Genomic DNA, 24,891 nt, shown 5'->3' on the forward strand with positions numbered 1-24,891 from the left:
GGAAATGCAATTAAAAGAATATGTGAATCAAACATTTCCAGGAGTTACATTAGTACCCTACTTATATTCTTAGTGGGAAAATCATTTACATTTTGATTTTGGAAAAGATAAATATCAAATTGTAGAAGGAACCGACGATTTAAATATGGAATACTTTTCTCAACTATATACATATAATAAATTCTTATTTGAAGACATATTTTCAAAAGAAGATGTAGTGTTTGTAGTGACAAATGTTTATAGATTTAAAAAGGAAAATATAAAAACTCCACAGAAAATAAATGTATACAATAAATATATTAAGAAAAGAGATTTAAGATTTCATATAAGACAAGAAACGTTACCGTTTCTATTTGAAGATGAAGAAGCAGATTTATATTGTACATATCAATTTTCTTTAAAATGTCTTGCGGAAGATATTAAGTATAAATTGCTTATACAAGCTGCTAATTATGAGGATTTCTCTGCTCTGTATCCTCGATTTGGACGAAAAAAAGAAATTTCTTATCCAAATGTATTTCTCATAAATGCAACGAAAGATATTGTCATGTTTATGTATGATAATAGAGGAAGTGAAGTAATTGGGAAGAATAAAGAAATAATACGAGATTTATATAAGAAATATAAAGAATGGATTCTAGATTATGAATGAGAAAGTATAGATAACTCATTTAAATGACAATAGGGGAAGTGAAGCGTGTAATGAAACGTATTGCAATTGTCTCTGCATGGGAACCAGAACTGACGTATTTGCATCAACATTATCCAAGTGAACGTGTTGAAAAAAGAGCAGCTTGGGAATTTCATTTTCATACTATTAATGAGCTGGAAATTATATCAGTTGTTACTGGTGTCGGTAAAGTAAGCTGCGCTAGTTGTGTACAATTGTTAATTAGTGAGTTTCAGCCAGATGAGTTGTTTATGACAGGAATATGCGGAAGTTTATCAAACAAGGTGAAAAACGGTCATATTGTAGTCGCACTAAACGCAATACAACATGATGTTACTGCTGCTGGTTCAGGAGAAGATGTTTTTAATTTATATAACGGTAGAACAGCACCTATTGAAACAACAAAATCACTTGTAAGAAGAATAAAAAAAATACGATCGTATGATCCGATACATTTCGGTACATTTTTATCAGGAGATCAACGTATTCGTAGTTCAGAAATGAGATATTTACTCCATACCGTATATGGAGCATTGGCAGTTGATCAAGAAGTAGCAGCTTTCGCCTATGTATGCCAAATAAATAAAAAACCATTTCTCTGTTTAAAAGCTGCTTCAGATCAAGAAAATGATAAAACGAAAGAAGAACAAAAAATCTTTAAAATGCTAGCATGTGAAAGAGCATGTGAGCATTTAATTGCTTTTTTACGTGTTTATGAGGTTAATGTAGTAAATAATAGATAGTTTGTTATAAAACAAATCAATAGTGAGTTATATGTAGGGAAATGTCCGCTCATTTCAAATTAAGAGCTGAAATTTATAATAGATGGAATATATTATATGGGTACACGTTGAGTTTAATATAAGCAGTTGGAGGGCAATTTTATATGATTCAATATAAAAGGTGTAGTGAAGTAAATATTGATTTAGTATATGAAGCTTTTAAAGATGGATTTTCAGATTACATTATTAAGATGGAGGTTTCAAAAGAGGATTTTATACAACGTTTTTTGGGACCAGAAGGTAATTTGCTAGAACATTCTTTTCTTGCTTTAGAAGAAGGCAAATCTGTTGGCGTAATACTAGGTGGCATAAAGGATTATGAAAGTATAAAGACTATGCGCTGCGGAACATTAGCGGTTCATCCTAATTACCGCGGTATTGGTGTGAGTCAAAAATTATTTGAACTGCATAAAGAAGAGGCGATTCAACATGGATGTAAGCAACTTTTTCTCGAAGTCATTGTAGGAAACGACCGAGCGATTCATTTTTATAATAAGTTGGGCTATGAAAAAGTGTACGATCTTTCTTATTATAATTTAAATGATTTGACTAAAATAAAGAATAAAGTTTGTAAGGATATTGAAGTAAAACAATTAGAATTTCCAACTTTTAAAGATGAAATTCAGAAATGGTTAAACTTCCATATAAATTGGCAAAATGATATTGATTATATCAAAAAAACAAATAATGTATTTTATGGTGCATATGTTGATAATGACTTAAAAGGCTCTCTATGCGTAACTGAACAAGGTAAAATTAGTTTTATTTTCGTAGACAAAGGTTATAGAAATATTGGTGTTGGGATGAAATTATTACAAGTAGCAAGAGAAGAATTAAATTTATCAAGTTTATCAATTGGGTTTCCTAACAATAATTTATTAGAGGGTTTTTTTAAGAAATGTGGATTTGAAAAGAATTCTTTAGCGCAATATGAAATGTATTTATTACTCTAAGAGCGGAAAGATTTATTCTTTTCGTTTTTTATTTTGCTGTTATGTTGGTAAATGCTCCGCAATTATAATTTATAATGAGAGGGATTTTGTTTATCCTTAAGTTATTTTTTTAATTGTCAATTTCTTGCTAATAATTTTCTTTGTATAATATTCTAATTTTATGTAGAATAGATACGATGGGAGGGGATGAAAATGAATAATGGATTAAAGTTTAAGATTTTTGAATTGCATTGTCTCGTTCAAAAGACTTATTCTGATATTAAAATAGCATGTGATATTGCTATTTATCAAGAAAACACTTCTAAATATTTAATTTCATTAGGATTTTTAAATAAATCATATATGACTTATATAGAAGCAAAAAGATTCTATCGCGAAAATGAAGAGCTTGTAAGTGTAGAATTTGATAATTTTTTTGATATGTATGATAAATTAGAAAATGAATTAAAACAAGTTATTTCAACTGAAGATAAAAATCCTTCATCGCTACATAACAGATTTGATCAGTTTCAGCAGAAAGTTGAAAATATAAATGACCTAATAAAAGTATTGCAAAATGCTCGTTAACGAATGCTTTTTTCTTTTTTGTATAGAAATTATGTATTAAAAACATTTTAGGGATATTATATATTGAAGAGGTGGCTTTTGTAGATTACAAAAGTCATCTTTTTATGTTAGGAATAGATTGTATACATTTTAGCAGTTTCATATAAATAATAGAAATTTATACGAGGTAAATACCATGGGAAATAAAAAAGAAATAGCTATAGTTGCATTAACAACAGGATTTGTTTTAACAAGTGTAACACCATATGGAGTAGGTCATGCAGAGGAACCTGGTCAAATGCAAGTTGAAATTCAAGAGGATTCGTTCCGTACAGGTGATCTTACACAACCATCAAAAAAGGCGCCAGAGAATGTAGTGAAAGATGCACTTAAGGAAAATACGGAGCATGCTTTGTCTCCAAAACAAGTTAGTGCAGAAACAGGAGTAGATTACAAGGTTCTTCAAAAACGTGGTTCTTATGATGGAACTACACTTGTACGCATGCAACAAATATATGAAGGAAAAGAAGTGTATAGCCACCAGTTAACTGCTCACGTAGATAAAAAAGGTATTATTAAAAGCATTTCAGGAGCTAGCGCACAAAATTTAACACAAGAAGATTTAAAGAAACCTATTAATTTATCAAAAGAAGAAGCGAAACAATATATTTATAAAAAGTACGGAAATGACATTAAATTTATTTCTGAACCAGAAGTTAAGGCGGTTATTTTTGTTGATAAAAATCATGGGCAGGCTAGCAATGCATATCAAGTTACATTTGCTGCTACAACACCAAATTATGTATCTGGAACTTATTTAGTGAATGCTCATAATGGCGATATATTAAAAGATATGGTACAAGAATCAAGTTTGAAAATAAGTGAAGAGTATGTTGAATCCGTTAAGGAAAATAAAACTAGCAATTTCACATCATTAACTGGAACAGGAAAAGATGATTTAGGCGTAACTCGTACATTTGGTATTTCTAAACAGACTAGTGGGAATTATGCGCTTGCTGATTACACAAGAGGGCAAGGAATTGAGACATATGATGTAAATTATAGAGATATTACAAATGAAGAAAGTTATTATCCTGGCATACTAGCAACTAGCGCTTCAACAACATTTAATGATCCAAAGGCGGTAAGCGCTCATTTCTTAGCAACAAAGGTATATGATTTTTATAAAGAAAAATATAATCGTAATAGTTTTGATAATAAAGGAAAAAAAGTAGTTTCAGTTGTACATGCATGGGATTCTGGAGGAACAAATGATCCTGAAAATTGGGAGAATGCATTTAGTACTAATATTAATAACATCAGTATGCTTTTATATGGAGATCCTATGGTAAAAGCGTTCGATATAGCCGGTCATGAATTTACACACGCAGTTACATCAAGTGAATCTAACCTTGAATTCTCAGGAGAATCTGGGGCAATTAACGAGGCATTATCGGATATTATGGGAACGGCTATAGAGAAATACATAAATAATGGGGAATTTAACTGGACAATAGGAGAGCAAACTGGATCGACTTTTCGTAATATGAAAAATCCAACTGCAATTAATTTTTCAGAAGGACTACCGTATCCCGATGATTATAGTAAATATAATGATTTAAATGGAGAGGATTATGGAGGCGTTCATTTTAACTCAAGTATTATTAATAAAGTTGCGTATTTAATTGCACAAGGTGGTACTCATAACGGTGTAAATGTAAATGGTATTGGTGAAGATAAAATGTTTGATATTTTCTATTATGCAAATACTGATGAATTAAACATGACTTCTAATTTCTCTGAATTGAAATTGGCATGCCTTAAAGTGGCAACTAATAAATATGGAACGAGCTCAATTGAAGTTCAAGCAGTCCAAAATGCTTTTGATGCTGCAAAAATTACCGGAACAGTGAAAGAAAACGAAAAAACAGCAGAAAACCAAGCTCCAGAGTTAACTGTGCCGTTTACGATTACACTACGTGTAGGTGATACGTTTGATCCAATGAGAAATGTAAAAGCTGTTGATAAAGAAGCTGGTGATTTAACAAATAAAGTAAAGCATAAAGGCGATGTAGATACTTCAAAACCAGGTACATACATTGTGGAATACTTGGTCGTTGATTCCCAAGGGAGAACTACAACGGCTACACAGACTGTAATTGTAGAGGGAAATGGAGAAATATTAGATTTAGAACCTAAATTAACAGTGCCTGTTGGAGCGACAATTCATGTAGGAGATTCATTCGATCCAATGATAAAAGTAAAAGCTATTGATAAAGAAGACGGCGATCTTACTTCTAAAGTAAAAATTGCTGGTGGAGTAGATACATCTAAAGTCGGTACTTACGTATTAACGTACACGGTTACAGATTCTAAAGGTCATGAAGTAACGGCGAAACAAACTGTAACGGTTAAAGTTAGAGAAGAAGTTACAAATGAAAAACCAATACTAAAAGTACCTGCTACAACTTCAATTACTGAGGGTGATCAATTTGATCCGTTGGTAGGGGTATCAGCTACTGATAAAGAGGACGGTGACCTTACTTCTAAAATAGCGTATGAAGGAACTATAGATACAACTAAAGCTGGTACTTATGAAATAATATATAGTGTCAAAGATTCCATGGGTAATGACGTAAATACAATACAAAAAGTATTAGTGAAAGATAAGGAAACTAGCAAAGCTAATGGCCTTGCTAATAAGGCAAATAAGAGTAATATCTCTAACAACAGTAATAGCGATAAAAAAGAATATACATATAAGGAGCTTCCAAGGACGGGTGTAAGTACAACTAACAGTGCAGCAATCGGCATATTGATGATTATTACAGGCACAGTACTCACTTTTGTTCGCAAATTTAGAAAGATACAAAAATAATAGTAGGGATTATTCGTTTGAAGAAAAGAGTTCATTATTCAAAAGAAATAAAGTAGAAAGTAAGTAAAACAAAATATGGATTTTTTACTTAATAAGATTTTAGTAGTTAAGCGGTGCATTTGGCTTCTATAAAAATTTGTAGTTGGATCATGTTCTGTCTACAAAACTACATTACATAAAAAACACGTTACTATTCTCATTAAAATAAAAGAATAGTAACGTGTTTTTTGGTTTGGAAAAAGCATAAATCCTATAGTTCATGAATCTGGGAGTGCTTCTAATCTGCCATTGATGAGTTACTGAAAACATTTTGTTTTAATGGGAGTTTCACTCTAAATGACAACATGAGATTTTCGATATTTACCAGGTGTTTCATTGGTGAATTTTTTAAAAATTTTAGTGAAATAACTTTGATCGCTAAAATTAAGCGAAGCACATATGTCTGATAAAGGATAGGTGGTGAAAGTTAATAATTTCTTTGCTTCTTCGATTCGTTCACGTTGAATGTACTCAATTAATGAAATACCGACTTCTTTTTTAAATAATATAGATAAATAATCTGAATTCACATTTGCAAATTTAGCAAGTTGTTTAACAGATATTGGATTGTAAATATTTTTAAAAATGTAGTTTTTACAAATAGCAATAGTCTGTGAATATTGCTGCGTTTTTTGTGCCTTTACACGGTCTGCAAAGGTACAAAAAGCATTTTTTAATAAATCCCAAACAGATTCTTTGTCTTTTAAATCTTCTGTTCTTTGAATATGCAAATCATAAATTTTGTAAGCAATCCCAGATGGAAGTCCCCCTTTTATCGCATATCTAGTAGCGAGCGTGATGGATGAAATACAAATGTTTTTATGACGTCTTAATTGATGGAATGAAGATAAAGATGAAAGAGTCTCTTGTTGGAATTCGTAATAATATTTGAGTACGGTTTCTTTATCCCCGTCTTCTATAGAACTAAGTAGTTGCTGCTCTATATATAAATTATGATAAATGGATTCTTCTTTTTGCATTGAAATATATACATCTTCGTTTAAGATGCTGCTATGACTTATATGAAGTGAGTCACTGTTATTTGAAAAGGTGCTTACATCTGAATTTTTTTTATAGAGAATGTTATAGAACAATATCGCTATATTTACAAAGAAATTTTGATCTTTGACTGACAATGAAAAATAATGGTCTCTTGTTCTTTTATAATTTGGAATAAAATTAAGGTTACTATCCGCTTTACTTGTAGAAAAATTTACATGTGTCAAGGGCCCAATAATAACAGTACCGTTCACCATATAATCGCTCTTTATGTGAATTAAAATAAAGTGCCCTAGATATTCGTGAGTTCTGAAGATGGGGGAATTATATGTATCATTTCTCTGAAAAAGCATATGTAACTGTTCTATTTTTGATGTATATAACGAATGTGAATCATTTTTGGATTTAAATTCTAAAAGAATATTTTTGTTACAATCTAAAAAACAAACTGGAATTTCGAAAGATTGAAAAAACATATTGCAAATGTACTCTATCTCAACTAGACTGAGCTTTTTAGTCATATTCTTCCTCCTTACAGTTATGCGTAATAGTTAAATAAACATATATTCCTTTTTTCATAAGTAGAAACGGAAAACTTTTATTAATAAAAAAATATAAATAAAAGTTATAAACTTCTAAGAATAATACCATAATTTAACATGGATAGCACATATTATTTGAATATACAGGTAATAGTTTTGGACAGTAGCGTAAAATATGAATCGTCACACTTATTTGTTGGTTATTACTTATATGTATCAAAAAAGGATTAAGATTGGATTTTAAATAGGGATAGGAAGGGAGAAATGAATGGATTGACAGTAAGTGATTAGTCGAAATTAGCAGTGAAAGCTATTATGTAACAAATGTAATGATTCTTGAAATAGGGATATACGTGTAATTTAGGGGAGAAAATTACATATATCATGTGGAGAGACAACGTAATAATAGAAGATAAGAAAAGTGAATAAGTGATTGTAAACAATGGATTGTTGGACGGCTATGTTTTATGTTATTTGTTTAAATCTAATACTTGGCACACTATTGCTTTTAAGAAGGTAATAGTAATAAAGAAATTTTTAAAATGATAGAAGTGGTAAAGGGGATAAGAGAAATGAAAAAAATATTTAGTGTGCTTTTAGTGTTATTCTTAACATTTTCTACATGGTCTAGTGTATTAGTAAAGGCAGACTCACCATCTAAAGGTACTTTAACGATCCATAAGTATGAACAAGAAAAAGATGGAGCGCAGGGACTAGAAGGTAATGGTTCTGCAAATCAAGAGGTGCCAAAAGATGTGAAACCATTAAAAGGTGTAACGTTTGAAGTGAAAAGGGTTGCTTCTTTTGAAAAAATTTCAAACGATGGGAAAATCGTAAAAGAAGACGTGAAACCTGTAATGGGAGCCACTCCAAATCAAGTAGTAACAGATGATAACGGACAAGCTGTATTAAAAGATCTTCCGCTAGGACGTTATGAGGTGAAAGAAGTGGCAGGACCTCCACATGTTAATCTAAACCCCAATACGTATACAGTGGATATCCCATTAACGAATAAAGAGGGTAAGGTGCTAAACTATGATGTTCACATGTATCCCAAAAATGAGATTAAACGTGGTGCAGTGGATTTAGTAAAAACTGGTGTAAATGAAAAAGCATTAGCAGGTGCAGTATTCTCTTTATTTAAAAAAGATGGTACAGAAGTGAAAAAAGAGTTAGTAACAGATGCTAATGGTCATATTCGCGTACAAGGATTGGAGTATGGTGAATACTATTTCCAAGAAACAAAAGCTCCGAAAGGCTACGTAATAGATCCAACTAAACGTGAGTTTTTTGTTAAGAACTCCGGAACAATTAATGAAGATGGAACTATTACTTCTAGTACAGTAGTTAAAATAGAAGTGAAAAACAATGAAGAACCAACAATTGATAAAAAAATTAACGGAAAATTGGAAGCGTTACCGATAAATCCGTTAACTAATTATAATTATGATATTAAAACATTAATTCCAGAAGACATTAAGGAATACAAAAAATATGTGGTAACAGATACTTTGGATAATCGTTTAGTGATTCAAGGAAAGCCAATCGTGAAAATTGATGGAGCAGAAGTAAATGCAAACGTTGTTGAGGTAGCTATAGAAGGTCAAAAAGTAACAGCTACAGTAAAAGATTTCACAAAATTAGATGGTAAAAAAGAATTTCATTTGCAAATTAAATCCCAAGTAAAAGAAGGAGTACCATCTGGTTCGGAAATTTTAAATACAGCAAAAATACATTTTACAAATAAAAATGATGTAATTGGAGAAAAGGAATCTAAACCTGTAGTTGTTATTCCGACAACTGGAATAATTGAGTTAACAAAAATTGATAGTGCTAATAAGAATAAATTAAAAGGTGCAGAGTTTGTACTTAAAGATAATAATGGAAAAATAGTTGTCGTAGCAGGAAAAGAAGTAACAGGTGTATCAGATGAAAATGGTGTTATTAAATGGTCTAACATTCCATATGGAGACTATCAAATTTTTGAAACGAAAGCACCAACATATACAAAAGAAGATGGTACAAAAGCATCTTATCAATTATTAAAAGACCCCATTGATGTAAAGATTAGTGAAAATAATCAAACGGTTAAATTGACGATTGAAAATAATAAAAGTGGATGGATTCTTCCGGTAACGGGTGGCATAGGAACGACTCTTTTTACTGTAATAGGCCTTACGTTAATGCTTACAGCGGCATTTGTTTTCTTTAGAAAAAAGTTTGCTAGAAATTAAGATTTTAGGAACATGTAACTATGGGAAAAGGGGAGAAGCAAAATGCTTCCCTCTTTTCGATATTTAAGCATATACAGAGGTGGAAATATGAAACGAAATCTTGTTTTGGGGGGTATTTTTTTATTTGGATTAGGTATTTTTTTATATCCTACTATTAGTAATTGGTTGGCGACTCGTGCACATTATTCTGAGATTAGCTCTTACGATAAGAAGATTAAAGCATTACAAAAGAAAGAAGTCGAACGTAGGGAAAAAGAAGCAGCCGAATATAATAAACAAGTTCAAACTTCTGCGAAAACATTTACAGATCCATTTTCTGAAAAAAAAAGTAATCATCAAGCGTATGCTGATGTGTTAAATTTAGGAGATGTAATGGGGTATATTGAAATATCGAAAATTAATATAAAACTGCCAATCTATCAAGGGACCTCTGAGGAAGTATTGGGTCGCGGGATAGGTCATTTAGATTTTTCTTCGCTCCCGGTAGGTGGAGAAAGTACGCATACTATTTTAACAGGGCATCGTGGTTTACCATCAGCAAAATTATTTACAGATTTAGATAAGTTGAGCAAAGGAGATCTTTTTTATATTCATTCTTTAGACAAAGTTCTTGCTTATAAAGTAGATCAAATTAAAGTAGTGTTACCACATGAAACGGACGATCTACAAATTGTAGAAAATAAAGATTATACAACTTTAATTACGTGTACGCCTTATGGAGTAAACACCAATAGATTGCTAGTTCGAGGTGAGCGCGTGGAGTTAAACGAGAAAGAAAAACAAAAAGTGAGTACAGAGATATTTATATTTAATAAGTGGACTGTAATAGTTCCAATCCTATTGTTATGTGTGCTTCTAGTCGTAATTTATAAGAAAAAGTTAACTCGATAGAATGTATTTATCCTGCATTAATGGGAAGTGGGACCGGAAATTCAAAGATAAGTAAAGACGGTATATAGGGGATGAAGTAAATCATCATTAATAAAAATTCATTTTATTCGATTATAAAAAAATACGGTAAAGGTGGGAACAAAGGAATTGAGGCTACGATTAAAGCTGGTAAGTATTCATTTTATTGTTTTGTTAATGTTAAGTGTAAGTTTTGTCGTATATGTACCAAAAGAAGCATATGGATCCACGACTACCTTAGAAGGTCTAGGAGATATATCGCGTTATAATGCTGTTGTCTTTGGTAACCATAAAGCAATAGGTGGCGACATTGAAGGAGCAATTGCAGTTCAAGGTGATATGGATGCATCGGGGTATACGATTGTAGGTGCAGCAGCAGGAACATCTAATATAGTAGGTGAAAAATGGGTTGATGAGGGATATCCGTCCTTGTTATTGTCTGGAAAACTAAAAAAATCAAGAGAAGAATCTTTTATCATTCAAAACGGAATAGTCGTAATGACAAAAGAGAGTGATCCAGATCGCATCATACAATCTTCTTATGATCGTATCGTTTATAAAGAAAAACTAGAAATTGACGCGAAATTTAATGAATTTCGCAATATAGTGAACCAAGTTAGTAAAAATGCAGGTCAATATAAAACGAATACCCCAATTCCAAATATGAGTCATGGAATCGGAAAAGATATAAACAATCCTAATATTTATGTTTCATCAGAATTGACAGGGAAAATCAGTGTAGATATAAGAGATGTATTTTTGCCCAATGCTAAGGACAAAGATTTTATTGTAATGTATTCAGATGCAATAGAGGTTACATTTAAAAATGGGTCTATTCTATATGACACGAACAATATTGGAAAGGCTACAGATATAGTTCCTACATCACAACCATATTCGCCTAATTCCCCGTTTACTGAGCTATATGGGAAAATGATTTGGGTTTTTCCAAATGCGAAAAAAATTACAACAGAGGGATATGGTGTAGTTGGGAGTGTGTTTGCTCCCAATGCTGTATTAGAAACAAAAGGCGGTTCGATTAATGGACAAGCATTTGTTGGTGCGGTACAACAAACTGGTGGATTTGAGTTTCACAATTTCAAATTTAACTGGAAACATTGGAACAAGCCTAGTACAGGAAAAGTAAAAATAAAAAAGGTTGATAGTAATAATGATAATAAAAAATTGGTGGGAGCAAAGTTTAAAATTGAAGATTTAAATGGGAAAATAGTTGGAGAACTAGTAACAAATGAAGAAGGAGAAGCGATATCAAAAGACTTACCAATAGGAAACTATACTTTAGTGGAAAAAGAAGCACCTAAAGGTTACGAATTATCAAAAGATAAAATAGCTGTAAAAGTAGAGAAAGATGCAGAAGTAGAAATTAAAATAGGAAATAAGAAATTGCCAGATCCAATGGGAAAAATGAAGCTTGTGAAAGTAGACATAAGTGATAAAAATAAAAAGCTAGCAGGAGCAAAGTTTAAAATTGAAGATTTAAATGGGAAAATAGTTGGAGAACTAGTAACAAATGAAGAAGGAGAAGTAATATCAAAAGACTTACCAATAGGAAACTATACCTTAGTGGAAGTAGAAGCACCTAAAGGTTACGAATTATTAAAAGATAAAATAACTGTAAAAATAGAAAAAGATGCAGAAGTAGAAATTAAAATAGGAAATAAGAAATTGCCAGATCCAATGGGAAAAATGAAGCTTGTGAAAGTAGACATAAGTGATAAAAATAAAAAACTAGCAGGGGCAAAGTTTCATATAGAAGATGCAAAAGGAAAAGTAGTTGGAGAGTTAATAACAGATGAAAAAGGAGAAATGATATCAAAGGACTTACCAATAGGAAACTATACCCTAGTGGAAATAGAGGCACCTAAAGGTTATGAATTATTAAAAGATAAAATAGCTGTAAAAATAGAAAAAGATACAGTAGTAGAAATTAAAATAGAAAATAAGAAATTGCCAGATCCGACTGGGCAATTTGAAATTGAAAAAGTTGATGATAAGGATAGTGAATTAAAGCTAAAAGGCGCTGTATTTCAAGTGTTAGATAAAGAAGGGAAAGAACTTAGTAGATTAATAACGGATGAAAAAGGAAAGGTAATTTCCACCCAATTAGCAATTGGAAAGTATACGATTAAAGAAATAAAAGCACCGAACGGATACATGTTACTTAGAGATCCAATAGAAATAGAAATTACAGAAGCAGTAAAGACACAAAAAATAACAGTGAAAAATGCGAAGAATAATTGGGTAATTCCTAATACTGGTGGGAGCGGAACAACAATTTTTTACGTAATTGGTATTATGCTAATGTTTGGTGTGCTATATTTCTGTAAGAAAAATCGTATATTATGAACTAATTTTATAGAGTTAGACAGATTGTTGCGTTAGAGAGTTTTTAGGGCATGAGTTCGGTATTGTACTGGACTCATGTTACTACATTTGTTGAAGGAGGAAGGATAATAGTAAACATAGAATATATTAATGAATTAAAATGTTTAAGAGGTGAACATGGTGGCAATAAAACAAGACGAAATTAAAGTAGTTGTCGGAGCTGGAGTGTTTAATAATAATCCAGGCTGGATTCAAACGCAAGAAGATGAACTTAACTTACTAGATAAAGCTACGTGGGAAGAAAGATTTGAATACAACTCTATTTCAGCTATTTTGGCTGAGCATGTATGGGAACACCTTACTTTTGAAGAAGGTGTAAGAGCAGCTGAAATCTGTTATGAATTTTTAAAACCATCTGGTCATATTCGGTGCGGAGTCCCTGATGCATTCTTTCAGGATGAGGTATATCAAAATATAGTTCAAATAGGGGGACCCGGTCCGAAAGATCATCCAGCAACAAGTCATAAAATCGTTCATAATTATAAAACATTAACGAAAATGTTTGAAACTGCTGGATTCGAGGTAGTTTTACTTGAATATTGTGATGAAAATGGTCAGTTTTATTACAACGAATGGGATGCAAACGACGGTGTTATTTTCCGTTCGAAAAGGTATGATTCTAGAAATAAAGGCGATAAACTTGGTTTTCCATCGCTAATTGTCGATGCGATTAAGCGCTAATCATTTAACCAAAAAAGGAGTTAATCCCATGATTTCATAAGTCGCAAATGCGGCTTTTTTATTTGTACGTAAATCTATATTTAATTTTCAATACTATATAACTCGATTTAGAAAATATTTAAGTTTTTCTCAGCGTCATTCACTTTAAATTAACACTTCGTTGACATAAATATTTATTTTATATTTATATTCTTGTAAAATAAAATGAGAACATATATTCTATATGAGGAGGCAATCAAAATGATAGCTGAAATTGGGAAACTAACTGGTGGATATATAGTAAAATTTGAACGCGAATTTCCATATACGGTAGAGGAAGTTTGGTCTGTATTAACAGAAAACAGTAAGCTGAAAAAATGGATGTCCAATTTACAGATTGAAAGCCTTAAAACTGGTGGAATAATAAAGTTCGACATGATGGACGGTTCATTCATAAACATTGATATTTTAGAGTGTCAACTAAACTCAGTACTTGAATTTACTTGGGATAAAGACCGTGTCCGATTTGAAATACATAAAGAGGAAAATAGTACTCTTTTATTCCTTAAAGAGTACATTAATGAATTAACAGATCATACACCGAGAGATATAGCTGGTTGGCATATTTGTTTAAATCTTTTTTCTTACGTTTTAGAAGGAGAAGAGAAAGAATTTTCTAAAGATGAATGGCAACAGTGGTTTGAAATATACAAGGATAAGATTCATGAAGTGAGAGGATAATTGCATAATAGGTAATATTCATTATGTAATTATTATATTGCAAATATGTTTTTAATGAGAAATAAGAATAGAGGTTCATATGAAGGTAAATCAATTGATTGCTAGTCGCGATCGAATCAATTAGTGAATTTTTATAACCTAAAGAAGGAAGAGGATATAAAAGTAAATAAAGAAATATAATTCAAACGTTATAAACAGTTGACTCTCACACAATGTCATTGTTTAAGATAAAGTTGAGCTTCAAAGTAGATGTAACTTATAGGAGGAAATCATGTTTAAAATAGGGGATTTTTCAAAACTATCTTCCATTAGTATACGAATGTTGAGACACTACGATAAAGTGGAATTACTACAACCAGTAAAAGTCGATGAGCAGAGTGGATATCGATTTTATTCAGCAGACCAATTAAAAAAAGTAAATCAAATTCAAACGTTAAAAGCTATGGGGTTTAATATTGCTACCATCAAAGAAATAATAGAATGCGATAATATAGATACCATAAAAGAGCAATTTTTAAATCGTAGTGCTCAAATTAAAGAAGACATGAATAACCTCCAAAAACAATTACGTTTCCTCGAAGACTCAATGAAAACGATGAGAGAGGATGTTGTTGAGATGAATTATCATGTTTCAATAAAAGAAATTCCAGAAAGAACTGTAGCTAGTGTTAGAAAGGTTATTCCATCGTATAATTGCGAAGGTGATTTATGGAGTGTATTAATGCAAGAAATTCAGATAGAAAATATTGGTATTTCCCAACCGAGTTATAGTATTGCGGTTTTCCATGATCGTGAATACAAAGAAAATGATGTAGATATAGAAATACAGCTAAGTATTCTAGGTAAGCACGAAAATACAAAAGACGTTACATTTAAAAATATGGAATCGACTAATGTAGCTTCTATAACAGTTAATGGAAGTTATGAACAGATGACAGCTGTAAATGAGGCTGCGGCAAAATGGATTGAGACAGAGGGTTACAAATTAGCAGGCCCGATGTTTAATATTTATCATGTGAGCCCAGCGATGGAATCCGATCCTAATAAGTGGGTTACAGAAGTTTGTTATCCAGTTAAATGAAGATAAAGAAAAAAGGCATTATTTATATGCCTTTTTTCTTTATAAACTTATCCATAAATATCAAGATAAATTACTTCTTGATTTGATTCGTCAACTACTAGCACAATTTTATTTGCAAATGTACAAAATGAGCGGATTATAATGGATTCCTTTAATGAATCTTCTAAAAACCAACCTGTTGGTAATAAAGAAACGCAACCATCTTTTTGGAAATTTCAGCAATGTTTACATTAGCAACAAAAGCCACCGTAATAAGGGGCTTTTGTCTTAAATAATTTAATGATATGTGTACCCTCCATCTGGAAATAATACATTACCCGTAGTAAAACTATTTTGCATTAAATATAGAACAGTATGTGCAATTTCATTATTATGGCCAGGCCTTTTTACAAGAGAAAGAGATTTATAAGATTCATAAGCAGCTAGTCTATTTTCGTTTTGTTCATTCTCTCTTTGTATCGTTCCAGGAGAAACAACATTAACTCTTATAGGAGCTAATTCAACAGCTAAAGCTTTCCCTAAGCTTTCAATAGCCCCATTACAAGCTCCGTAAGCAGGCGCACCTTTAATTGGTCTTTGACTAAAGGCACCGGACATTAACACGATCGATCCAGAGTTTGAAAGAAAAGGGATGGCATATTTTACGGCATAATATTGAGGCCAAAACTTTCCGATGAAGCTACTTTCAGCAATTTCCTCTGTAGAGGTAATTGGTCCAAGTGTGTAAGAGGCTCCGGGTGTGAATAAATGATCAAAGTTCCCAACTGTCTTGAAAAAATTTTGTAATTGCTCTTTATTTTGATTATCCAATACGTAAGTGTGGAGATGATTGCTATTTATTAATTTTTTAGCAATCCTTAATTTTTCTTCCGAACGCCCTGCAATAATAACATGTGCACCTTGTTTAATTGCTTGTGTTGCCGTTGCTAATCCAATACCAGAACTCCCGCCAATGATAACAATACGCTTATCTTTTAATGTAGTAATAGACATATTTTAGCCACTCCTTTAATAAAAAACTTTAGAATATAACTTATGCTTTTATTATTCGCTAAAAGGGATCAAGTGAAAAGTACGCACTTTGTATGTACATAGTCGCAAATTTCGTACTAATCGCTATTTACGCGGATAAGTAATAAGAAAAATTGCTAAATATGGTTTATCCCGCATTAACGGGCAGTAAAACTCTCACCTCAAAGTTAGGAAAATGCGAGGAAGTTAGGTGAGAGATCAACTGCCCGTAAACGCCCGATTGGTTCAACTAATAATCAGTGGGGGATGAATAAAACCCCCACTGATTAAAGTTTCACTTTATGATATCAGTGGAGAGGTGAGAAAAATGGATTTACAAGAACCGAAGTTAAAAGGGGTAATAGCGACATTACAAATAATCGGTGGGAAATGGAAGCCACTCATTTTGTTTATTTTGCTAACAGATGGGACGAAACGTTTTGGTGAATTAAAGAAATTAATACCAGATATATCTCAAGGAACGTTAGCAAAGCAATTACGTGAATTAGAGCAAGATCAACTAATAAAACGCGAAATTTATCAAGAAATACCACCTAAAGTAGAATATAGCTTAACTGAACATGGAAAAACAGTCAGTACTGTTTTGGATAGTATGTGTAGTTGGGGAAGAGGACATTTAGTACATATAGATAAAGGTGAACTATAAAATTGTTATGTAAACTTAGCGTCGTACGAAGTGGAATGGTGTTTTAATAATTTGTATTTTATAATATATAATTAAATAGTGTTGTAGGTTATTATACATATTTAATTCGTTTTTACAAAGGGGAGTTATAAGGTGAATGAATTAGAGTACAAAAGCTTTTATGATAAAGTAGGAAGATTAAATGGATGGGATTTTAGTAAAATAAAATGTGAAACTGTAGGAGAAATATGGGACTTTTATGGAGAAGTGAAAGAAAGATGTAAATCATCAGACATTCTACTTGATGTTGGTACAGGCGGAGGAGAAAATGTACTTAACATAGCATCATCAGCTAAATTGTTAATTGGAATTGATAATTCTAACGGCATGATTGAAACGGCACATTCTAATTTGAAAAAATCAGGTGTACAAAATGTTGAGTTTCTTCAAATGGGTTCTGGAGCTTTAACGTTTCCACATGCGCATTTTGATATCGCTTCAAGTTGTCATGCACCATTTGCAGCGACTGAATTATCAAAAGTAATGAAAAAGGGTGCTTTTTTCTTAACGCAACAAGTTAGCGAACATGATAAATTAAACCTAAAAGAGACATTTGGGAGAGGACAATGCTTAGGTGAAAGAGATGGAACTTTAAAAGAAAAGTATATGGGTGAACTTATATATGCAGGATTTGAACTCGTGCAAGTACGTGAATATGATGTTACTGATTATTACAGTACGCCTGAAGATCTCATTTTCTTATTAAAACATACGCCTATTATTCCTAGATTTGGAGAAGAGGAAGAGGATTTTACTATTTTACAAAAGTTCATTGAAACAAATAGTTCTGAAAAAGGGATTCGTACGAATTCAAAAAGATTTATGATTATTGCTGTAAAATCTTAATGTATTTTATTGTAAAAGCTGCTTTTCGTTTAAGGAAAGGCAGCTTTTTTATATGGAAATAATGCAGGGGAAACTTAAAAAAATAAAAATAAGTAAAGTGTTAATCAAAAAAATGAAATATGGAGCATAATTGTTTTGAAACATTACTGTACTAGCAATGAAAGAAGCTAACATATTCATACTAAAGTTGTAGTTTCTATATAAAAAATCCATTCTTCCGTTTGATTTTATCTATTTATAAGTGTAATACAATACGAATAGATAATAAGAAATGAGGGGGAATGTAAAGTGATTACACATATATCAGATATAAAATTACAAACGGTTTCCATAGAAGGGGTAAAACAAGTGTATAAGGACATATTATCTTTTCCAATAAAAAAAGAAACAGCATCCTTCATTCAATTTGAAGTAACACCTTATACAACAATTAGTTTTCAAGAAGTGTATGAACCAATTGCACCTGCACATTTTGCTTTTGAAATCCCATATTCAAAATTTCATGAAACAGCAAGATGGCTTGAGGAGTCTGGATTACTCATTGCGAAATGGAAAGATGGTCATACAATTGATGAAGAGGATGGTCGATTCAATTTATACTTTAAAGACGGAGATGGAAATCTACTCGAAATTATCGCGCATAGTTATGTTAAAGAAGATGTATTAGTACCGCAGTCACCTTTAAACATTTTATATGTAAGGGAAATTGGTCTTCCTGTTAAAAGTGTACCTATTTTTAGGGAATGGCTGAAATCAAATCTAAATATGAAAACGATGGAAGACGGGGATATTTTTAACTTTGTAGTTGGTGGCACTGCTTATGTCGTCGCAACTTGGTGGCAGCGACCTTGGATTCCAATCGCGATGAAAGCTTTACCACCGAAAGTTCATGTTTCTTTCGGAACAGCGGATCTCGCATTTTTACAGCGAATCCAAATTAACTTTAAGAAAAATAATGTGCCATTTGAATGTAAACATAATGAAGTGTCATTTATTGTGCAGGGATATTCATTTTCTATTGTGTATACACCAGAGTTTCATTCCAATATTCCTAGCAAAATAAACTTACCGCTTTCTATATAGTTATAGAAAGCGGTAAGTTTATTTTGTTTTAAGGAAAATTAAAGTCTAGTTATTATGTTGATTTAACATTTGAGCTATTCCTTGACCAAATGACCAATTCTCCATAGGTGTCTCGTGTAGTGTAATGAAAACATCAGCAGTAGAGATTTGTAAAGTATTAGCTGTACTAGTGGCTATAGCTTTATATAAATCTTTTTTTTGATTAATTGTTCTCCCAGGTCCACATGTAATAGAAATATAAATCATATTATTGGATCGTTTTAATGAACCTTCTAAAAGATAAGATGAATTATAAAAAAGTTGATGAGAAGGATAAGGTAAAAACATTTGAAAATAATCATTTTCAGGAATATTGAAATGTTCAATTAACGAATGGTGAATTTGATTGCTTACATTTTTTAATAACTTATTATCGGATAATTTTTCAGGATGATAAACAGTGACAAATGGCATAATAGAGGACTCCTTTCCTTTTGATTTTATTTTACTTCCAATATTTCCATTTGTATAATTGAAAATATATTAACGAATTATCAATAAAATCGATGAAGGTGGTGTATGAAATGGAAATGAAAGAGTTACTTACATTTAAAAAAATTATTGAAGAAGGAACGTTTTCACAAGCTGCTAAACAATTAAACTATGCACAATCAACAGTAACAACACATATAAAAAAGCTGGAAAATGAAATTGGTTTTCTGTTATTTGAAAGAGGATGGGATGCAAGATTAACAGAAGAAGGAAAACTTTTTGCAGAAGAAGTAGAAAACTTAGTAACACATTGGGAATATTCTATAACTCAAGCACAACGTATTAGTAATGAAGAAAAAGGGAGTTTGAGAATAGGCCTATTAGAATCCGTTGCTAAAAGGTTAATACCAATAATATTAGAGTTTTTAAATGCTGAAAAACCATATATACATTGTGATTTTGTAGTGGGAAATACAGCACTTTTATCAGAAATGATAGAACATAATAAGATTGATTTTGCGGTGTGCGGAAATAATGAAAATAAATCAAAGGTAAAATTCATCCCAATATGTGATGAACAGATTGAATTTATAGTGAATAATCCCGAGCATCCTTTGTTACAAAAAGAATCCGTTGAAGCATTTGATATTATAGATTATCCAGTTATTGTAGGAGAAAGTAATTGTTATTCGTATCAATCTGTAAGTTCTCTCCTAGCGAAAAATAATTTATCTTTTAAAAGAGTTTATAATTGTAGTGCTTTAAACCTCATTCCAGAAATGCTTTTTGAAAATGCCATAGGAATTATCCCGAAAGGTACAATTTTGAATGAAGAAATACTATCTTTTAAGATTAAGTACTTTAATTCTAAAATCCCGATTGGTATATTAATTTCTACTAAAAATAACAATTATTTAAGTCAAACGAAACAAAAAATTATCAACATCATTAAAGTCGCCCTATAATTATGCTAAAAAATTATAGGGCTGTTTTCGATACGTACTTTTCTTTTAGCATTTCAGAGATTTTTGTAATAATAGGATTTATGTGAGTAGAAGGATTTCCTAACATTGCAGTGAATTTAAAATAGGGGTGTAGAATACTACATGGTTTAAGGAGGGTGAAACTTGAACTTAGGTGAGCCAATGGCTAAAGGAAATACAGCGGAAATTTATCTGTATGATAATAAGATTGTGAAGTTATTTAAAGAATATCTTCCAGGTACAGAGTCTATGAATGAAGCAAAAAAAACAAAAATATGCTTATTCATGCGGGCTGCCAGTTCCAAACGTATTTGAAGTGACAAAGATACACGATAGACAGGCAATTATTATGGAATACGTAAAAGATGTCAGCTAATAACAATGAATTGCTAAATAAATTAATGCTTCAGTATTGTAATTAAATGAGTAAAATTATTGGATTTTGTTTACAAAGAATATAGTAGTAAAAAAGGAGTCTGTTTTATGAAAACTGATGAATCGATTTCATTGAATACCGAATTTGAGAAATCCGCTCCTGCGCTACAACTTTCGAAATTACATAAGCGATTCGGTGAATTTATTGCAGTAAATTGTATTGATTTAACTATTCCAAGTGGTTCTTTTTATGGAGTTGTTGGACCTAACGGAGCAGGAAAAACTACATCTTTATCAATGGCTGTTGGTTTGTTACGACCGGATGGCGGAAACGCTAAAGTTTTTGGGATTGATGTTTGGAGTAATCCAAAACAAGCTAAAACGTTGATTGGAGTATTACCAGATGGATTGGCTTTACCAGAAAGACTTACTGGTCGCGAATTATTAACATATATGGGGTTGTTAAGAGGAATAGATGCCAATGAAGTTGCTCAGCGGGCAGAAGAATTACTTGCAGTATTAGAGTTGAATAATACTGAGGGGACTTTAGTTATTAATTATTCTACTGGTATGCGTAAAAAACTCGGCCTTGCACTTCTTCATGCGCCAAAATTACTCGTTCTCGATGAACCGTTTGAGGCGGTAGATCCCATTTCTGCAACTACTATTAAAAAGATTTTACAGAAATTTGTTAGTTCAGGTGGTTCTGTAGTATTTTCTAGTCACGTCATGGCATTAGTTGAACAACTTTGTGACCACGTTGCAATTATTTCGAAAGGGGGAGTACTTTCATCTGGAAAGATGGAAGATGTTTGTGGTGAAGAAAAACTAGAGGATATTTTCATTCGATTAGTAGGTAAACCCGCCGCTAAAGGAGGGGAATTGTCTTGGTTAATGTTTTAATTCAAATGAAGTTATCAATACTTAAACATTCAATGAATCGTGGCAGGGCAGTTCTATTTATTATGACAGGATTAGTTGGTTTGTTGCTAGCAATTGGAACTATTCTACTTTTTTCTTTTTATCCAACAGAACAAAATATATCAAAAAGCATTCTATATGTAACATTCGCCATTTGGACAGTAGGATGGATTATAGGTCCGATGCTTACTGGAGGAGACGAAATATTACGCCCTGAATATTTTGTGTTGCTTCCGCTCAATTCTTATAAACTAGCTAGGATGCTTCTCGGTGTAACTTTTATAGGAGTAGGACCACTGGTTAGTTTTTTAGCTTTTATAGGATTATTAATTTATGCAGCTAGAATTAGCATATATGCGATTATAGTAGCAGTTCCAGCAATTATTTTGCAGTTAGTTTTTGTAGTATTGTTATCCAAAGTAATAGTTAGTATTATGGGTGAGGTGATGAAATCAAGAGTCGGTATGGAAATGGGAGCGATGTTCATTGGTTTCATCATTGCATTTCTAAATGTCGGCTGGTATGCACTTCCTGTAATCAATAGAATCGTATTTAGTGATACTACGCTATTTTACATGATTCCATCTAGTTGGACGATACTTGCTGTAGAGTACGCTAGTCAATCTAATTGGTTATTAGCTTTTATTTTCTTAGGTAAAATAACAATATTTTGTGGGTTTCTTTTATTTATATGGACTATATTATTGACTAGACGTAAAGAGATAGATTCAAAAAAAGTTCAAGTGAAGATTATTAATAAGCATTATAGAAAGGCTTTTAAAATCTTTTTTGAAACTAAAATAGGAGCTGTTATAACTAAGGAACTTAAAAGTTGGAGAAGAGATCCACAACGAGGCCGTTTCCTGCGAATGGGCATATGGATAGGTGTATTTTATGGGATTTTAGTTACGATTGCTAATATACCTTACTTAATGCCTTGGGCGGGGGGAATTATGGTTGTATTTACAGGTATGTTTGCTTGTAATTTATATGGTTTCGATGGAAGCGCGTTATGGTTAACGTTGGTGACACCTGGCGCAGAAAGGATTGACGTGCGTGGCCGCCAATTAGCTTGGTTGATAGCTATTGGTCCTGTGGCAATTTTAACTACAATAATTTTCACTTTTTCTAGCGGACTTACTTTCGTTTATCCATGGGTATTTGCAGTAGTCCCAGCTTTACTTGGTGGGGCAGTCGGCCTTATTGTCTTATTTTCTGTAGTTAATTTAATTCCAATTACTGATCCACATTGCCGTGGAAGAGGAACGATAATATCTGGTGACGATATGAATGCGAGTAAAATGTTTATAACCACGTGGCTCATGCTGTTGATGGTGCTAGTAACAACGATACCTTCGTTACTAGTTATATGGTTGGGGACATCATTACATATACAATTCATACAATGGTTAGGTGTACCGACTGGGGCTTGTACGGGAGTGTTTTTAGCATGGCTATTTGGGCGTATCGCTTACAAAAAACTTGAAAGAAATGGCCCTGAGTTGCTATTTGAAATGAAAAGTGGGATGAAAATTAACAGTGATAATTACAAAAAGAAAATTCGTAATAAAGAAATGGAATTACCGAAGAAAAAACTTGCCGTTGTTATTCTTCTTGTGTTTATGGGAATCTTTTTCTTGGTGCACCAAAGTATAGTGCCGATTGTCTTTGAAATATTTGATGTGGATGAAAGAGTCCGTCTATTTTTTCTTCCGCGCTACCTTCCTCATATTGCCCGCATTCCTGTAAGTATCATTTTCGCTGTACTAGGTATAGTGTTTTTGTATAAAGCCATATTAATTAAGAAACAGCACGTAAAAGAATCACAACTAATAAAAGATGATATGTAAAACATTACCAATCGGTCAAGTTTTTAGCGGATGTTGTTCAACTATAGTTACGTAGTTAAACAACATTCGCTTTACATATTTATTAAAGAATAATTATTTTCAAGTTTTAACCTATAAAGATTTATTATCCGTACTTGTTCCTCCGTTAATTCTTCTTTATCCCAATACATATGCATTAAGCTATATTCAAAAATCTCCTTTAATTTAATAAATAATGGAAACTTGTCTATCATCTCTTTTGGTAGTTCATTTTCCTCTTGGTAGCCTTCAAATAGTGCTTTTGTAATAGAATGTTCATAGTCAATGATATTCCCATTTCCAGCAAATGAATATTCTATCGCACTATAAATAGGAACGGCTAAATTGAATATGTAAAAATATTTTTGGAATGAATCCAAGAGAATACCAACGAACAACATGCCTATTCAATCATTTGTTAAACTCAATATAAATAAAGAAGGGGAGTTCAAAATGAATATTTCTAGAAAATTAGAGGTTGAACAGTTACGTAATAAGAATAGTGAGCTATTTGATAAAGATGTACTTAACATATTGAATGGTCAAATGATGTATGAAGAATTTAAAACGGAGGAGCTAATGGGTGAGTCTGATTATGCCCCATTTAACGAGGCCATGTGTGTAAATAGCGTTACTGCACAAGTTTTTGATGAAGAGTTTATTAAAATAAGAGCAGAAGGTCATAACAGTTCAGTCGAAAATTATGCAAAAAAAGTTATAGATCCGTTAGAAAATCTATTTGCGAAAAAGTATAAATGTATTGTTTTATGGTTCGGTGAAGATATGTTTTGCCAAATGAATCTACTTACTTTACTTTCATACCTTGAGCAGTCGTGCTATGAAGGGAAAGTATACTTAAATAGTTTCAGGGAGGATGAATTTAAAGTAAATCAAATTGAAATTGAATTGGGGGATTATTCTACTATATACAATGAAGTATTAGTAAACCATAAAAAGACTTATCATAAAGTACCACCTGTAATGTATCAAGCTATAGATTTATATTTAGAAATGCTAAAAGAAGATAATATCGTAATGAAATTTATCTCTAAAAATCAAGGTTTATCAAATCAAGAATTATTAATAAAGTTGTTTCAACTTTTTCCAAAAATCGGATATGGTGATTCTCAGTACATAGAATTAATAAATAAAATAAAGAAGAAAGCTGAACCTAAAATATAGGAACA

The 24,891-nt window shown here is 31.9% G+C and carries 21 protein-coding genes and 2 pseudogenes; 19 read left to right on the forward strand and 4 right to left on the reverse strand.

Features of this window, described 5'->3' with window-relative positions:
• The first annotated feature begins 4 nt into the window (after positions 1-4).
• The 5 genes and pseudogenes from AC22L0_RS08655 to AC22L0_RS08675 all read left to right on the forward strand — a co-directional run bounded on the left by AC22L0_RS08655 (position 5) and on the right by AC22L0_RS08675 (position 5,829).
• Positions 5-652, forward strand: a pseudogene (locus AC22L0_RS08655) (DUF3885 domain-containing protein).
• Between the two features lie 23 nt (positions 653-675).
• Positions 676-1,413 (forward strand): phosphorylase family protein, encoded by a 738-nt coding sequence (locus AC22L0_RS08660; RefSeq protein WP_487272196.1) that lies wholly within the window; start codon positions 676-678, stop codon positions 1,411-1,413.
• Positions 1,414-1,556: 143 nt separating this feature from the next.
• On the forward strand, positions 1,557-2,405 hold the full coding sequence (locus AC22L0_RS08665) for a GNAT family N-acetyltransferase (protein ID WP_000617062.1): 849 nt from the start codon (positions 1,557-1,559) through the stop codon (positions 2,403-2,405).
• Positions 2,406-2,597: 192 nt separating this feature from the next.
• Positions 2,598-2,972 carry a hypothetical protein gene (locus AC22L0_RS08670; protein WP_001059023.1) on the forward strand — a complete coding sequence of 125 codons (375 nt, stop codon included), beginning with the start codon at positions 2,598-2,600 and terminating at the stop codon, positions 2,970-2,972.
• A gap of 175 nt (positions 2,973-3,147) precedes the next feature.
• Entirely contained in the window at positions 3,148-5,829 is a 2,682-nt protein-coding gene (locus tag AC22L0_RS08675; protein WP_487272197.1) for a M4 family metallopeptidase, read from the forward strand.
• Positions 5,830-6,161: 332 nt separating this feature from the next.
• Here AC22L0_RS08675 and AC22L0_RS08680 read toward each other — a convergent pair whose 3' ends face one another.
• Entirely contained in the window at positions 6,162-7,388 is a 1,227-nt protein-coding gene (locus AC22L0_RS08680) for an AraC family transcriptional regulator (protein ID WP_000162836.1), read from the reverse strand.
• A gap of 593 nt (positions 7,389-7,981) precedes the next feature.
• On the opposite strand from AC22L0_RS08680, the gene AC22L0_RS08685 reads away from it, so the two are divergent.
• The 6 genes from AC22L0_RS08685 (at position 7,982) to AC22L0_RS08710 (ending at position 15,440) form a co-directional block, all read left to right on the forward strand.
• The gene (locus AC22L0_RS08685) at positions 7,982-9,643 is read left to right on the forward strand and encodes an LPXTG cell wall anchor domain-containing protein (protein ID WP_087965950.1); all 1,662 of its coding nucleotides are present in this window, start codon (positions 7,982-7,984) and stop codon (positions 9,641-9,643) included.
• Positions 9,644-9,730: 87 nt separating this feature from the next.
• Positions 9,731-10,534, forward strand: coding sequence for a class C sortase (locus tag AC22L0_RS08690; RefSeq protein ID WP_087965955.1), 804 nt, complete (start codon positions 9,731-9,733; stop codon positions 10,532-10,534).
• Positions 10,535-10,681: 147 nt separating this feature from the next.
• A complete protein-coding gene (locus AC22L0_RS08695; protein WP_097862811.1) occupies positions 10,682-12,919 on the forward strand; it encodes an MSCRAMM family protein in 2,238 nt (745 codons plus the stop codon).
• 156 nt (positions 12,920-13,075) lie between these two features.
• A complete protein-coding gene (locus tag AC22L0_RS08700) occupies positions 13,076-13,639 on the forward strand; it encodes a class I SAM-dependent methyltransferase (RefSeq protein ID WP_114160162.1) in 564 nt (187 codons plus the stop codon).
• A gap of 240 nt (positions 13,640-13,879) precedes the next feature.
• Entirely contained in the window at positions 13,880-14,359 is a 480-nt protein-coding gene (locus tag AC22L0_RS08705) for an SRPBCC family protein (protein ID WP_000559852.1), read from the forward strand.
• Between the two features lie 271 nt (positions 14,360-14,630).
• Positions 14,631-15,440: a MerR family transcriptional regulator gene (locus AC22L0_RS08710; RefSeq protein ID WP_087965858.1), complete on the forward strand. Its 810-nt coding sequence runs from the start codon at positions 14,631-14,633 to the stop codon at positions 15,438-15,440.
• Between the two features lie 276 nt (positions 15,441-15,716).
• Here AC22L0_RS08710 and AC22L0_RS08715 read toward each other — a convergent pair whose 3' ends face one another.
• Positions 15,717-16,433 (reverse strand): SDR family oxidoreductase, encoded by a 717-nt coding sequence (locus tag AC22L0_RS08715; protein ID WP_087965860.1) that lies wholly within the window; start codon positions 16,431-16,433, stop codon positions 15,717-15,719.
• A gap of 346 nt (positions 16,434-16,779) precedes the next feature.
• Here AC22L0_RS08715 and AC22L0_RS08720 point away from each other — a divergent pair, with 346 nt between their 5' ends.
• The 3 genes from AC22L0_RS08720 (at position 16,780) to AC22L0_RS08730 (ending at position 19,086) form a co-directional block, all read left to right on the forward strand.
• The gene (locus AC22L0_RS08720) at positions 16,780-17,118 is read left to right on the forward strand and encodes a winged helix-turn-helix transcriptional regulator (protein WP_487272198.1); all 339 of its coding nucleotides are present in this window, start codon (positions 16,780-16,782) and stop codon (positions 17,116-17,118) included.
• Between the two features lie 132 nt (positions 17,119-17,250).
• A complete protein-coding gene (locus tag AC22L0_RS08725) occupies positions 17,251-18,003 on the forward strand; it encodes a class I SAM-dependent methyltransferase (RefSeq protein WP_087965862.1) in 753 nt (250 codons plus the stop codon).
• 288 nt (positions 18,004-18,291) lie between these two features.
• Positions 18,292-19,086, forward strand: coding sequence for a VOC family protein (locus tag AC22L0_RS08730; protein WP_000627926.1), 795 nt, complete (start codon positions 18,292-18,294; stop codon positions 19,084-19,086).
• 45 nt (positions 19,087-19,131) lie between these two features.
• Here the strand turns inward: AC22L0_RS08730 and AC22L0_RS08735 are convergent, their stop codons facing one another.
• Positions 19,132-19,539: a tautomerase family protein gene (locus AC22L0_RS08735; RefSeq protein ID WP_001117408.1), complete on the reverse strand. Its 408-nt coding sequence runs from the start codon at positions 19,537-19,539 to the stop codon at positions 19,132-19,134.
• 110 nt (positions 19,540-19,649) lie between these two features.
• On the opposite strand from AC22L0_RS08735, the gene AC22L0_RS08740 reads away from it, so the two are divergent.
• From AC22L0_RS08740 to AC22L0_RS08755, 4 genes and pseudogenes are all read left to right on the forward strand, one after another.
• Positions 19,650-20,522: a LysR family transcriptional regulator gene (locus tag AC22L0_RS08740; protein WP_000425262.1), complete on the forward strand. Its 873-nt coding sequence runs from the start codon at positions 19,650-19,652 to the stop codon at positions 20,520-20,522.
• 162 nt (positions 20,523-20,684) lie between these two features.
• Positions 20,685-20,904: pseudogene (locus tag AC22L0_RS08745) on the forward strand (aminoglycoside phosphotransferase family protein); the annotation flags it as partial.
• 119 nt (positions 20,905-21,023) lie between these two features.
• The gene (locus tag AC22L0_RS08750) at positions 21,024-21,818 is read left to right on the forward strand and encodes an ABC transporter ATP-binding protein (protein ID WP_487272199.1); all 795 of its coding nucleotides are present in this window, start codon (positions 21,024-21,026) and stop codon (positions 21,816-21,818) included.
• Positions 21,803-23,686, forward strand: coding sequence for a hypothetical protein (locus tag AC22L0_RS08755; RefSeq protein WP_000248568.1), 1,884 nt, complete (start codon positions 21,803-21,805; stop codon positions 23,684-23,686). Before AC22L0_RS08750 ends, AC22L0_RS08755 begins: the two co-directional genes overlap by 16 nt.
• Positions 23,687-23,757: 71 nt before the next feature.
• Here AC22L0_RS08755 and AC22L0_RS08760 read toward each other — a convergent pair whose 3' ends face one another.
• Positions 23,758-24,105: a hypothetical protein gene (locus tag AC22L0_RS08760; RefSeq protein ID WP_000899730.1), complete on the reverse strand. Its 348-nt coding sequence runs from the start codon at positions 24,103-24,105 to the stop codon at positions 23,758-23,760.
• A 52-nt stretch (positions 24,106-24,157) separates the two neighbouring features.
• Between AC22L0_RS08760 and AC22L0_RS08765 the strand changes: the two genes are divergently transcribed.
• Positions 24,158-24,886, forward strand: coding sequence for an AraC family transcriptional regulator (locus AC22L0_RS08765; RefSeq protein WP_087965866.1), 729 nt, complete (start codon positions 24,158-24,160; stop codon positions 24,884-24,886).
• Positions 24,887-24,891 lie beyond the last annotated feature (5 nt).

This window comes from Bacillus sp. LQ01, from assembly GCF_057624735.1.

Excerpts from the sequence above, each read along its gene's own strand:
- AC22L0_RS08690 (WP_087965955.1), top strand. The coding sequence starts at position 9,731 with ATGAAACGAAATCTTGTTTTGGGGGGTATTTTTTTATTTGGATTAGGT.
- AC22L0_RS08660 (WP_487272196.1), top strand. The coding sequence starts at position 676 with ATGACAATAGGGGAAGTGAAGCGTGTAATGAAACGTATTGCAATTGTC.
- AC22L0_RS08720 (WP_487272198.1), top strand. The coding sequence starts at position 16,780 with ATGGATTTACAAGAACCGAAGTTAAAAGGGGTAATAGCGACATTACAA.
- AC22L0_RS08670 (WP_001059023.1), top strand. The coding sequence starts at position 2,598 with ATGAATAATGGATTAAAGTTTAAGATTTTTGAATTGCATTGTCTCGTT.
- AC22L0_RS08680 (WP_000162836.1), bottom strand. The coding sequence starts at position 7,388 with ATGACTAAAAAGCTCAGTCTAGTTGAGATAGAGTACATTTGCAATATG.
- AC22L0_RS08700 (WP_114160162.1), top strand. The coding sequence starts at position 13,076 with ATGGTGGCAATAAAACAAGACGAAATTAAAGTAGTTGTCGGAGCTGGA.
- AC22L0_RS08715 (WP_087965860.1), bottom strand. The coding sequence starts at position 16,433 with ATGTCTATTACTACATTAAAAGATAAGCGTATTGTTATCATTGGCGGG.
- AC22L0_RS08740 (WP_000425262.1), top strand. The coding sequence starts at position 19,650 with ATGGAAATGAAAGAGTTACTTACATTTAAAAAAATTATTGAAGAAGGA.
- AC22L0_RS08675 (WP_487272197.1), top strand. The coding sequence starts at position 3,148 with ATGGGAAATAAAAAAGAAATAGCTATAGTTGCATTAACAACAGGATTT.
- AC22L0_RS08765 (WP_087965866.1), top strand. The coding sequence starts at position 24,158 with ATGAATATTTCTAGAAAATTAGAGGTTGAACAGTTACGTAATAAGAAT.
- AC22L0_RS08705 (WP_000559852.1), top strand. The coding sequence starts at position 13,880 with ATGATAGCTGAAATTGGGAAACTAACTGGTGGATATATAGTAAAATTT.
- AC22L0_RS08735 (WP_001117408.1), bottom strand. The coding sequence starts at position 19,539 with ATGCCATTTGTCACTGTTTATCATCCTGAAAAATTATCCGATAATAAG.
- AC22L0_RS08710 (WP_087965858.1), top strand. The coding sequence starts at position 14,631 with ATGTTTAAAATAGGGGATTTTTCAAAACTATCTTCCATTAGTATACGA.
- AC22L0_RS08750 (WP_487272199.1), top strand. The coding sequence starts at position 21,024 with ATGAAAACTGATGAATCGATTTCATTGAATACCGAATTTGAGAAATCC.
- AC22L0_RS08760 (WP_000899730.1), bottom strand. The coding sequence starts at position 24,105 with ATGTTGTTCGTTGGTATTCTCTTGGATTCATTCCAAAAATATTTTTAC.
- AC22L0_RS08665 (WP_000617062.1), top strand. The coding sequence starts at position 1,557 with ATGATTCAATATAAAAGGTGTAGTGAAGTAAATATTGATTTAGTATAT.
- AC22L0_RS08685 (WP_087965950.1), top strand. The coding sequence starts at position 7,982 with ATGAAAAAAATATTTAGTGTGCTTTTAGTGTTATTCTTAACATTTTCT.